We start from the raw sequence: 11,783 nt of genomic DNA, 5'->3' as shown, positions 1-11,783 counted from the left end.
TCTTGCTGCTATCAGGCCGATGAAATAAGATACATGAAATAGACATGCTCAGCCTTTCCAATGTTAACTGGCTAAGACTCACTACTGCGCAGCATCGCGTGAATCCACCACGCCGACATTAACGTATACAAATCGCGAAAGCTCTTGGGATCCTTGCCTGTCACATCCGCAATCCGCTGAAGACGATAACGGAGCGTGTTGCGATGGATGGCCAGCCGCTGTGCAATCCGCTGCTGCTCGCCGCTTTCCTCATAATACACCTGCAGAGTCTGCCTCAATTCCCCGCTTCGATCCTCTTGGATGAATCGCTGCCACATCTGCTCCATCTCATCCGTAACCCAGCTGCGGCCCACATTCGCCAACACCGTCTCATTTGGCATATCCTCACTATAATAGACCGTATGCTCAGGCAGGATCGCTTGACCCGCGCGCATCGTATCTTGAGCAGAGCGATAGGATGCTATGAGCCCATCGATTCCTGAATCAGCCTTGCCCACCGCGATACGAAGAGGTGCAATCTGCTTCTCTTCCAGCAACTTCCGAATTTGCCGTATTCCCTCGCATATATCCATATTCGGCTTCCGTGGGTGCAAATGCGGCTTGAATAGGACGATTTGCCGCGTATTCCGAATCGCGATAAGATCAATTGTCGGCCGCCCTTCCAACAGTTCTACAACTCTGCGCAGTGTAGGTACCGAATCCGCATCCTGTTCATCCGTAAGCTCCAGAATACAAGCAACACGAGGCTTGTCCGGCTTCAGGCCAATTCGTTCCGCCTGCAGGCGAAGCATGGCTTGATCTCCCGGTTCCGCATGAATGACCGATAAGAGGAAATCCTCCTTCATCCGCTTATCCCAGCGCGCCTTTTCCAACAAATCCGCCTGCTCCAAATACATCTCAGCTGTCATCTTGACAAGTTCCCCATACTTCGTCACTTCAGCAGGATCTCCCGTAATCCCGATAACGCCGACAACTTCTCCGCGAAATTGAATAACAAGATTCGTCCCCGGCATAACACCATGAAGATTGCGTGCACTCTCCTCATCGATCTCGAACCTTCCCTTGCGCTCAATGGCAATGAGTGCCCCTTCATGCTTTTGATTAATGCGGGACAGGTCACCCGAGCCAATGATCCGCCCACGCTCATCCATCACATTTACATTGTACCCAATGACCTGCATCGTCCGTGAGACGATTGCTTGCGCCAATTGCTTGGTCAGCCAACTCATATCTTCATACCACCTATCACGCGAAATTAGAAAGAGTATAGGACATCCCGCATCCTGTCCATCCTTCTTCTCCAAAATATGAAAACGCCCTCGTTCCAACAGGGCACAGCAACCGCTGTGTCTGTCAGCCGACGGGCGTACATGCAGCATTAGGATCTCGAGCTAATCGTTGTACGAATAGGATCGAGTCCGCCTGAGACATTAATAATATTACCAGTTATAAAGTCAGAAGCATCCTCACATAAGAAGCGAATAACTCGGGTCACATCTTCACCACTGCCGGGACGGCCGCGCGGCGTTTCGTCATCAGTTAGATGAAGTACATCCTCGATCTTACGCTCCTTGTTGTCACCACGAATATCGCCAGGGCAAATCATATTCACCGTAATGCCATTTTGTGCTTCCTCTACCGCCAGTGTCTTCGTGAAAGACACTAGTCCCACCTTGGCTGCGGCATATACCGCCCGATGCGGCCAAGAACGCGCCTCAGACGCATGGCCGAAGCCATAATGGATAATGCGCCCCCATCCCTTCTTCCGCATCGATCCGAGCAGCAAATGATCGAGCAGTATGACACCGCTTAGATTCCCATTCAATAAATACATAATGTCCTCTTCCGAGTAATCCGCGAACAATCTCCGCTCTCTAATGAACGGCCCAGCATTGTTCACCACAATATCAGCCATACCGATGCGTTCATTCATTTCAGTAACGAGCCGCTTTACTTCCTCCGGCTTGGAAATATCCGCGCGAATGGCAATACACCGTATTCCCGTCTTCTCGAGCTGGAGCCGCAGTGCTTCAGCCTCTTCCTCGCTATGTACATAATTTAAGACAATATCATGCCCGGCTTCGGCCAATGTCATAGCTGTCATCTTCCCGAGGCCTTTGGCGCTCCCCGTAATAAGAGCAATTTTACGCTGCTGTTCCACGTCGTAATCCTCCTTTTGAGCGCTTCAAAGAACTTCCACGTTCAGTATAAGATATTTGCCTTGGCAGAACAACTTTGCATTGGACACTGATGTAGACAGACTGTCCCGCTCCGCAATGCACTTGAATCCCTTCCACCTAGATTACAAAGAAAAAAGCCCTAGCAGCAAGCTCCACCTTTCTTATCGAAAGGCAGCTTGCCTCTAGGGCTTCTCTCATTGAAAGTATTCTACAATTAGAATGCAGGTACGATCGAACCTTGGTATTTATCTTCAATAAATTTCTTCACATCGTCAGACTGCAAAGCTGCAAGCAATTTCTTCACAGCATCACTATCCTTGTTGTCCTCGCGAGCCGTCAAGATGTTCGCATACGGAGAATCCTTATCTTCAATGAACAACGCATCCTTCGTAGGATTCAAGTTCGCTTGCAGTGCATAGTTCGTATTGATAAGCGAGAAGTCAACTTCATCCAGCGTACGAGGCAGCATTGCAGCTTCCAGCTCTTTGAACTTCAAGTTCTTCGGATTCTCAGCAATGTCGTTAACCGTTGCTTCCAGACCTACGCCATCCTTCAACTTAATAATGCCCTGCTTCTCCAGCAAGAGCAGCGCACGTCCGCCATTTGTTGCATCGTTCGGAATCGATACCGTTGCGCCATCTGCAATTTCACTAACCGACTTAATCTTCTTGGAGTAACCTCCGAAAGGCTCAACGTGAATATTGCCTACAGTTACAAGGTTGTATCCCTTCGTCTTCACTTCATTGTCCAAGTACGGCTTATGTTGGAAGAAGTTCGCATCAAGCTGCTTCTCGTGTACTTGTACGTTCGGCTGAACATAATCCGTGAACTCCTTAACTTCCAACTCAATCCCTTGCTCAGCCAGCTTCGGCTTGATATGATTCAGTATTTCTGCATGAGGCACCGGTGTTGCACCTACGACAAGCTTCACTTTTTCTGTGCCAGACTTGCCTGCCTCACCAGATGCGTTCGTGTTATCGCCTGCTGTATTCTTGTTGCCGCAAGCAGCGAGTACCGCTACGAGTGTAATAAGCGTCAATACAAAAGTCCACTTTTTCATGTCATTCACTACTCCTTCCAAGATCCCCATTTTAATTGATGATTGTGTATAAGTTGAAGCTCCTAAGAGCATGCTTCCTATGCCTATTAGGTTTTGATTCAAATGTTCATTTCATCCAACTCGTAACTACCGATAATTCCAATTGAATTACTGGGATTATATCATATTTTGTGCTGCCGTCAACCATGAAATGACCGACTCAGCACAATATTTTTTTATTTTCTTGTATAGCGGCGAACAAATGCATCGCCAATCCATTGCAGCACCTGTACGAGTATAACCATAATAACGATCGCCACGATCATCATTTCAATCTCATAGCGATGGTATCCGTAGCGAATCGCTAGGTCACCGAGACCGCCGCCGCCAATGAGACCTGACATCGCTGTATACGATACGAGCGTAACCGCCGTTATCGTCGTCCCTGCAATCAAGCCTGGCATAGCTTCGGGCAGTAGAACCTTATATACAATCTGCCAAGTGGATGCTCCCATTGCCTGTGCTGCCTCAATAACGCCCCGATCAACCTCACGCAATGACGTCTCCACGAGACGAGCGAAGAATGGTGCAGCCGCGATAACGAGCGGCGGGATTGTTCCTTCTACACCGATAGATGTGCCTACTACAATTCGTGTAATCGGTATGATCGCAATCATTAGAATAACGAACGGTACTGAACGCAGCACGTTCACAATGAATGACAAGATACTATATACGATCTTCCCAGCTCTGCTACCCGTGCGCCCAGTTAAATACAAGAGCACGCCTAGCGGCAAGCCAACAAGGAAGGTGAATAGTACAGAGAACAGCATCATCTGCAATGTTTCTCCAGTAGCCGAAGACACGTCGCTCCAATTGACAGTAGAGAAATCGAAATTCATCACGCAATCACCTCCACTTCAAGACCCTGCGCCCGGAGAGAAGATAATGATTGCTCTACAGCACTTGTGTCGCCATCTAGACGAACGACCAATTGGCCGTAAGGAGTATCCTTCATCCGAGAGATCGTTCCCTGCAGTATTGCGAAGCTGACGCCCGCTTCCGTAAGGACACGATGCAGCACCGGCTCATACGTGACATCACCCAAATAGTTGATCTTCACAACACGGGAATGCTCAGCAGCCTGGCTCTTGAATGCCGCCCAAGGCTGAATATCCGCATCGCTGCGCTCTTCAAGAATGAATTCGCGCGTTACCGGATGCTGAGGCTTCAAGAACACGTCTACAACCTTGCCTGCCTCAGCAATCTTCCCGCCATGAATAACGGCAACTTTGTCGCATATCGCTTGGATGACGTGCATCTCATGGGTGATTAGCACGATCGTAATTCCGAACTTGCGGTTAATATCGAGCAGCAGCTCCAAGATCGCATTCGTCGTCTGCGGATCTAGTGCCGAGGTTGCTTCATCACAGAGCAGCACCTTCGGATCATTCGCAAGCGCACGCGCAATCCCTACGCGCTGCTTTTGTCCACCGGACAATTGAGCCGGGTATTTATGCTTGTGTTCTTCCAAACCAACAAGCCTAATCAACTCATTTACTTTCTTCTCTACTTTATCCTTGGATGTTCCCGCCAGGCGCATCGGAAATGCAATATTGTCATATACCGTTGCTGAACTGAGCAGGTTAAAATGCTGAAAAATCATTCCGATTTTGCGCCGCTGCTGCTGCAGCGCCGACTTCGACAGCTTCGTTAAGTTAACACCGTCTACCTCAACTACGCCTGCCGTAGGCCGCTCAAGCAGGTTAATGCTGCGCAGCAGCGTACTCTTCCCTGCACCTGAATGGCCGATAATTCCATAAATCTCGCCAGATTCAACCGACAGACTCACATCATCCAGTGCCAGCAGCCCTTGCACCTTGCCGTTAGCACCATATTGCTTACTTATATGTTCCAACCGAATCAACGGAATCGTCACCTTCCTTCATGCTAGCCACATTCTAGAATAGATAGGCGCTACAGCCTTATCTTCATCTATTCGTATGCTGTATCCTCTCAATAACTGTCGCCAAATATACCACATTGCCTTGGCTGCCTTCACTTCTCCATTTTGGGGCCGCACGTTCATGCAAAAAGCCCCCTCTTGGCAGATGCCAAAAGGGGGCGAACGTTCGGTATTCTGTGAAGAAACCAGATGAAAAATCGACTCTCCCTTTCTTATCTGCCAGAACATTACGTTCTGAAGGAATTAGCACCATTGACATCTTGCAATCGCATAACTTATTGTTATGCATCCGGGTTGCAAGATCGGTTGCCGGGCTTCGCAGGGCCTGTCCCTCCGCCACTCTTGATAAGAAAACAGTTATGAAATTAAGTTGAGTATAATGCAGCAGGTGAAAGTTGTCAATTAACTTTTATTCCCTTTTCAATTCCATTACTTGACGGGAAGCAGTCGAAACACATGGATTAATGCGCCACACACCATCTCCAGACCATGCTGCAAATCTGCCACATTGGCCTGAATATCCTCAAGCTTAATTTTGTCATTCAAGCTGCGATGCCGCTGCCATAAATCATCCTGCATTTCTGGGTTCATATGATGAATCTCCATATTGCGTCGCTTGCGCAGCCGCTGAAGCGCATCTTCATGCTGCTCCTTCAATGCCAGCAGGGCATGTTCCAATTCAGGATGCTGTCCCTTGAAGCGCAATTGGCGAAGCACCGTAAAGTAAGAGAAATGATGCTTCACCCTCTCGGTCTCCAAGGACAGCACTGTATTCAGCAGCGTTCCAAGCTTGTCCAAGATCGAGAACACGCGAATAAATCCATTTTTATAAAAATAGACGTACCGGTAATAATCATCCTGCTCCGATTCAGACATCTCGGCCTCATAATGCTTCGACACACGATCGGCGAACTTATCAGACGCATATACGCTTTGTTCCAGTTCATCCAAGGAGGTCTTCAGTCCGACTGTCCATACTTCTATCTTGCGCCAGAAGTGATCGGGATCGCCTGTTCCCTCCATGCGACTGCGTATTGCTTCCAAATAGTTGTCCATCCCCGCCATTGCATCCTTCAACGTTCCGCTGTCAACACGGGGCGGCTCCCCGAACAAGCTGCGCAGCATGGAACTCACCCCCGCTTAATTCCGTTTGGGAAATAGTCTTTCCAACGGCGGTCGACCAATTCCACAATATCCTCACGCGGGAATAACTCATCTGGGTAGCCTGGCTTCATGCGGGCATCGATAACAATTGGCAATTTATACGAGAGATGGTGATTACGGACTTCCATTGCCGCGTATATATCTGATGCGGGGTTAAATCGCGTAAACACCGTCCACAAGAACGACAACTGCGTATTGGCAACCTGAGCGTCGTCAACGAGAAAGACGAGCGGCCACTTCGTCTCTTGTGCAGCAAGACGATGTAGCAATCGTTCCGCCAGCTGTGGTTCTGCTTCATACGAAGCACCTGACATTGTCAAGCAGCCACGGCAAAATACAGCCACATCGTTAATCTCATCGATGGGGCCTTCTTCGTACACGCCAGGCAATTCACGGACTACATCGCCTACACCGAGCAATATCCCCTTGCTGCCATGGTTCAGTTTATGCCCCGTATAGTCAAGTGTGTCATGGGACGTATTATTAATCACGTACAGATCCGTCTCTGGCTTGAAGCGCTCTAGCACCGCTTCCGTAAGCTCTGCAAAGTTCTCTAAGTCAACCGGCTGATCCGTCAACATCAAGAACTTCGTCAAGCTGAGCTGCCCTTCGCCAAGAATACGGAAGCCAGACAGAAGCGCCTCACGAGAGTAGCTTTCACGTACAACAGCTGCGGCAAGCGAGTGAACGCCTGTTTCTGGATATGGATGTACCTTGCGTACCGCCGGCATAACCATCGGGAACGCTGGCGACAACAATCTAACCAGATACTCGCCCAAATAGTAGTCTTCCTGACGCGGCTTGCCCACGATTGTAGCTGGGTAGATCGCATTCTTGCGATGGTACATGTGCTTCACATTCAGGAACGGGAACTCATGCGCCCATGAGTAATAGCCGTAGTGGTCGCCAAATGGCCCTTCCATGCGGCGCTCATGTGGTGGAACGTACCCTTGGATAACGAATTCTGCTTCCGCTGGGATGCGATGTCCTTCGAATCCGCTGTCTACCACTGGAAGACGCTCACCCATGACGAATGATGCCATCAACAGCTCAGGGAGCTTCTCCGGCAGTGGAGCGATCGCAGCCGCAATCAGCGCAGGCGGCCCGCCCACGATGACGGATACCGGAAGCGCTTCATTGCGCAGCTCAGCCTCATGATGATGGAGGCCGCCGCCCTTTTGAATTTGCCAATGCACACCTGTCGTGCTGTCATCGTAAATTTGAATTCGGTACATACCGAGATTGTGATCAGCGCTCTTCAGCTCCGGATGTTCGGTATAGACCAATGGAAGCGTAATAAATGGACCTCCGTCCAGCTGCCAGCTCGTCAATGCCGGCAAGCCCTGCATCGGCTTGTCTGTACGCTTCACCTGCATAATTGGAGCTTGCGAAGAAGATATATCCTTCATGCCAACCTTCATAAGGCTAAGGAGCTCTTTCACCGTCGAACGCTCTTGCCACAGCTTCTTCGGCGATGGAGGCATTAGACGGTTTACGGCCTCTACGCACTTATTCGCGAGCTGCTCAGGACGCGTTCCGAAGGCCATATCCACCCGGCGCATCGTACCGAACAGGTTCGTCGTCACTGCAAAGGGGCTGCCCTTCACATTGGTGAATAGAAGCGCAGGGCCTCCCTCTTCAATGACGCGTCGATGAATTTCTGCAATTTCCAAATACGGATCAACTTCCGCTTCAATAACGACGAGGTCATTCTCACGCTTCAGCGTGTCGACAAAGTCGCGTATATTCGTAAATGACAACTACGAGCCCTCCTTGAAAAAAATAAGCGTATCTGTGTTGCTGTACATGAACAGTTACATGGATGCCGCAGGATGTCTGCAATAATTGCGTTCACAACCGGGCATTGATGACAAACGAAAACTTCCTCTTCTGTAGTATAGCTGTTTTTTTGATGAACCTAAAGCCTGACCGAGCAGACAACTTACGACATTATTACGACATTGTAAGATAGCCGTAAGCCGATTACATGGTACGAGCAGAATGTCTACAGGTATAATGAGGTCATCAAAGGGAACACATCAAAAATAATTGGAGGTAGAATGATATGAAAAACAACAATCAGGTTATCGTACGCAAGCCGTGGAATGTTCGCTGGTTGGCAGCAGCAAAGGCTGCCGCATCTATCGTATTGCTCGGTGCGCACTCGAATGAAACACAGCAAGTAAAGGAAGGCGCCTAATCCAATGAATGTTTCTCAGAGAAAAAGAAGCAGCTCGCTTGCCTCTCGTTGACAATCTCCATTGTCCAACAGTAAGCGATCTGCTTCTTTATTTATAACCACTGAATCCATTCTATAACTCAAACTCAATCTTCTTCGGTTCTTCTTACCACCATCACAGCCAGGAGAAACGATCCTTATTTTTGCCGCAGCTGCCAGACACGGATGCTCATATAACAGAGTACACTGAACAGTCCACAAATCAATACCGTATGTAATAAGCTTGCAAATAGGAATAAGTCAGGATTCGTGATCGTACTCGCAACGACCGCGCCGCTTGCAATCTGTGCTGCACATAGGATAAGCGCCCAAATGCCGCACAACTGAATCTCGCGATTGTCTTTGTGTTTGTGGTAAGCAAAATGTGACATAATCGCGATTACAACAAATAATAGTGCTGCTGCCACACGATGCATGAAGGCAATTCCTGTCCCTCCCGACAGCTCCGGAATCAACTCCCCGTTGCACAGCGGCCAGCCCATGCATGCTCCTGAAGAGTCCGTGTGCCTAACAAATGCCCCTACGTATATTACGATATACGTATATAGAAGTGTGAACCATACCCCATACCGAAATTCTGCGCGAACGGAGTTTACAACAGATGTAGAATCGATGCCGCGTTCGTAGCGCCTTGCCACTACACTCATCATGAAGGAAGAAGCGAACGCCAGCAGCGAGAATCCGAAGTGAAGCGCCATAACAGGCGGAGACTGGGTAAAGACTACCGCAAGCGCTCCCATAATTGCTTGTATAATAGTAAATAATAAGGTGAGAGAAGAGTAATATAGAGCCTCACGATGATGCTTCGCATAGCGAAGAACGTAGATGAACAAGGCCAGAACAAGCAATCCTACAACACCCGTCACAGATCGGTGAGAGTATTCGATCATGGATTCGATCGTATATGCCGGAACAAACTTGCCATTGCATAGTGGCCAATCCGTGCCGCAGCCACTTCCGGAGCCTGTCTTCGTTACAAGCGCCCCGTTTAACACTACGATAAACATACCGATGCAAACCGCGTAAGATAACCGCCTCAATATCCGGTAGATGCTCGCGTTCACTAGTTTCACCTGACCCGTTGTTCAATTTTTTGCCATTACAAATTATGAAAACAGTTCCAATCGTCCTCCATTATACAAGATTTCCTAGCTGAGTGTACGGCTAAATTGTGACAAATATTACATCTTTCTTCTCTGAAATCGATCATCCAGCCCCCTTACCTCATGTACAAGATTGACTTCTAATTTCGGATTGCTTCAGCTGTAAATCGCTCTACATCCTTTCAAGGCAATAAAAAAACCGCCCCACCAGCGGGACGGTTCTCATATGTGCATCGAGTGACTATTCACTTATTATACAGCTGCAGAAACTGCAATTGCCCGATCAACGAACTGCTCGATTTCAGGACGAGTCTTGCGCAGCTTGTTGACGAAGCGAATGGTTTCCTTGCCGCCCTTGAAGGCTACGAAGCTTGGAATACCAAGAATGTGGTATTGCTGTGCAACATCAAGGAGCTTCTCCGAATCGATTTCAACGAACGTCACCTTACCTGCATAATTCGTCTCCAATTCAGGCATGAAAGGATCGATGAAGTGGCAATCTGGGCACCAGGATGTCTTAAATACCGCTACAACTGGCTCCTCTTGTGCAATGATCTCATTGAACCGCTCAACTGTTTCTATTCTTTCCATACACGCTTCACTCCCTACTAAGTTCACAGAATCTAACATGGAACTTCTCTTATCCAACATCCAGCAGATGTATTCTGATACTTCTGCTTTCTTGAACTTATAACATTTGGAGAATGGAAAAGTCAAACCCCACACATGAACGTCTACGGCTGTTTTTGGGCATACTATGAAGAAAATCAATGAAATCGGTCACGTATCGTCGTCTCGAAATGGAGGGGAACAATCGATGCTGTCCAATCTATCCAAGCGCATGCGCCACGCGATACAGCTGATGCGCCACTCGTTCGATACGGCATATAGTGTCGTACGTTCAACTTGGAATGAACTTTATCAACAACTCTTACAATGGCGGGAACGCCCGTCGTTTGATTGGAATCGCGCCGCAGCGAAACGTGCGGAAGAGCAGGCCAGTAGACTGCTGAACGAGAAAGTACGTCAGCAGGGTACAGTCAGCAGCTTTCGAGAGCGAGGAGATACGGAATTCTCAGCAGAGGAATGGCGGATCATCCGGCAAATTCAGAGCTCTGTTCGTACAGCCAATCGCAACAATATTACACGCACTGCAGCCTATGCGCGAATCTATCAGTCTTATCCAGAGCTGCATTGGGCCCTGCTCGCGCATATGGTCTCACGAAATGGCGGCTGGAGTATGACTGATTTGCAGGGAGAATGGCTACCCCGCATTATGAGTGCGAACCATAGATTGTGGACCTACCGAGTGCTGGAACGATCAAATGCACTCATATTCCATGATGCCTATCCGCAGCTGCTGCTGTATGCAGCCAGCCGCCGAGCCGGCAAAAGCCTGTTCCATCTGCTTCCTGCTTTTGGCGTATCTGCCTTCATGACCCCATTCTGGGACGGCTTCTGGGTACAGCAGACAAGTTCGCTGCTCACGACAGCACTTATTATTAACGAACAGAACGTCATTGAAGGCAGAGTCATGCGCAATCCCACCTACCGGGCGCATGTGCTTAATGAATGGGATTTCCAATTGCATGGTTGGCTGCAGATGAATCAAGTCATTTTCCCGCTTGGTGTCCCATCTCCACGAGAGGAAGAAGCGATTCCGCTCGTTGGGCTTAATTTAGAGAACTTTACTGACTTGGATGAACGCATAGCGTTCGGAGAGAAGCTGTATGCGCTGCTGTTCCATACGCCCCATATTTATAATCATGCTGTTCGTTTCATGCGCGCGGCCCCTCATACGGGATCGAGAGCAGACTATTGGCCGCACCGCTTTGTGAAGCAGGCGATCCCGCCCGATCGAACCGAACTTTCTGTTACATACCGCGCCTACAGTCCAGCCTTAACTGATGTCTGGAAGGACGAGCCGGCACGGCAAATTGAAGAAGGCGATTGGTTCATAGATGAGCGAATGTATCGGCATCTCCAGCCGATTTCAGCTCCGCTGCAGGCTGACATGACCAGCTCTCATGATCGGTTGTGGAGAGAGACTGCCTCGCTCGCTGGGTTCATTCATCCGAGCAAGGGATAACGA

At 48.9% G+C, this 11,783-nt stretch carries 12 protein-coding genes and 1 riboswitch; of the genes, 2 read left to right on the top strand and 10 right to left on the bottom strand.

Going from position 1 to position 11,783, the window contains the following annotated elements; genetic code table 11:
* Positions 1–71: 71 nt before the first annotated feature.
* The 8 genes from M3661_RS17610 to M3661_RS17575 all read right to left on the bottom strand — a co-directional run bounded on the left by M3661_RS17610 (position 72) and on the right by M3661_RS17575 (position 8,109).
* Positions 72–1,229, bottom strand: coding sequence for a sugar diacid recognition domain-containing protein (locus tag M3661_RS17610; RefSeq protein ID WP_251487057.1), 1,158 nt, complete (start codon positions 1,227–1,229; stop codon positions 72–74).
* A 149-nt stretch (positions 1,230–1,378) separates the two neighbouring features.
* Positions 1,379–2,161: an SDR family oxidoreductase gene (locus M3661_RS17605; protein WP_311279588.1), complete on the bottom strand. Its 783-nt coding sequence runs from the start codon at positions 2,159–2,161 to the stop codon at positions 1,379–1,381.
* Between the two features lie 233 nt (positions 2,162–2,394).
* On the bottom strand, positions 2,395–3,240 hold the full coding sequence (locus M3661_RS17600) for a MetQ/NlpA family ABC transporter substrate-binding protein (protein ID WP_021252622.1): 846 nt from the start codon (positions 3,238–3,240) through the stop codon (positions 2,395–2,397).
* 215 nt (positions 3,241–3,455) lie between these two features.
* Positions 3,456–4,121, bottom strand: coding sequence for a methionine ABC transporter permease (locus M3661_RS17595; protein ID WP_021252621.1), 666 nt, complete (start codon positions 4,119–4,121; stop codon positions 3,456–3,458).
* Positions 4,121–5,146 carry a methionine ABC transporter ATP-binding protein gene (locus M3661_RS17590; RefSeq protein ID WP_021258552.1) on the bottom strand — a complete coding sequence of 342 codons (1,026 nt, stop codon included), beginning with the start codon at positions 5,144–5,146 and terminating at the stop codon, positions 4,121–4,123. Before M3661_RS17590 ends, M3661_RS17595 begins: the two co-directional genes overlap by 1 nt.
* An 18-nt stretch (positions 5,147–5,164) precedes the next feature.
* Entirely contained in the window at positions 5,165–5,308 is a 144-nt protein-coding gene (locus M3661_RS17585; protein WP_161627349.1) for a hypothetical protein, read from the bottom strand.
* 86 nt (positions 5,309–5,394) lie between these two features.
* Positions 5,395–5,537, bottom strand: a riboswitch (SAM riboswitch).
* 77 nt (positions 5,538–5,614) lie between these two features.
* Positions 5,615–6,310 (bottom strand): Cthe_2314 family HEPN domain-containing protein, encoded by a 696-nt coding sequence (locus M3661_RS17580; protein ID WP_021258553.1) that lies wholly within the window; start codon positions 6,308–6,310, stop codon positions 5,615–5,617.
* Positions 6,311–6,315: 5 nt separating this feature from the next.
* A complete protein-coding gene (locus M3661_RS17575; RefSeq protein WP_021258554.1) occupies positions 6,316–8,109 on the bottom strand; it encodes a UbiD family decarboxylase in 1,794 nt (597 codons plus the stop codon).
* A 305-nt stretch (positions 8,110–8,414) separates the two neighbouring features.
* Here M3661_RS17575 and M3661_RS30305 point away from each other — a divergent pair, with 305 nt between their 5' ends.
* Positions 8,415–8,549: a hypothetical protein gene (locus M3661_RS30305; RefSeq protein WP_265332122.1), complete on the top strand. Its 135-nt coding sequence runs from the start codon at positions 8,415–8,417 to the stop codon at positions 8,547–8,549.
* A gap of 176 nt (positions 8,550–8,725) precedes the next feature.
* On the opposite strand, the gene M3661_RS17570 is transcribed toward M3661_RS30305, so the two are convergent.
* Entirely contained in the window at positions 8,726–9,652 is a 927-nt protein-coding gene (locus M3661_RS17570; protein WP_083189075.1) for a COX15/CtaA family protein, read from the bottom strand.
* A 291-nt stretch (positions 9,653–9,943) separates the two neighbouring features.
* Positions 9,944–10,282 (bottom strand): thioredoxin family protein, encoded by a 339-nt coding sequence (locus M3661_RS17565; protein WP_065290644.1) that lies wholly within the window; start codon positions 10,280–10,282, stop codon positions 9,944–9,946.
* Positions 10,283–10,508: 226 nt separating this feature from the next.
* Here M3661_RS17565 and M3661_RS17560 point away from each other — a divergent pair, with 226 nt between their 5' ends.
* Positions 10,509–11,780: a DUF2515 family protein gene (locus M3661_RS17560; protein ID WP_065290645.1), complete on the top strand. Its 1,272-nt coding sequence runs from the start codon at positions 10,509–10,511 to the stop codon at positions 11,778–11,780.
* Positions 11,781–11,783 lie beyond the last annotated feature (3 nt).

This window comes from Paenibacillus sp. MER 180 (genome assembly GCF_023713665.1).
Taxonomy (GTDB): Bacteria; Bacillota; Bacilli; order Paenibacillales; family Paenibacillaceae; genus Paenibacillus_B; species Paenibacillus_B suaedae.
This window is presented reverse-complemented; position numbering and strand designations above follow the sequence as displayed.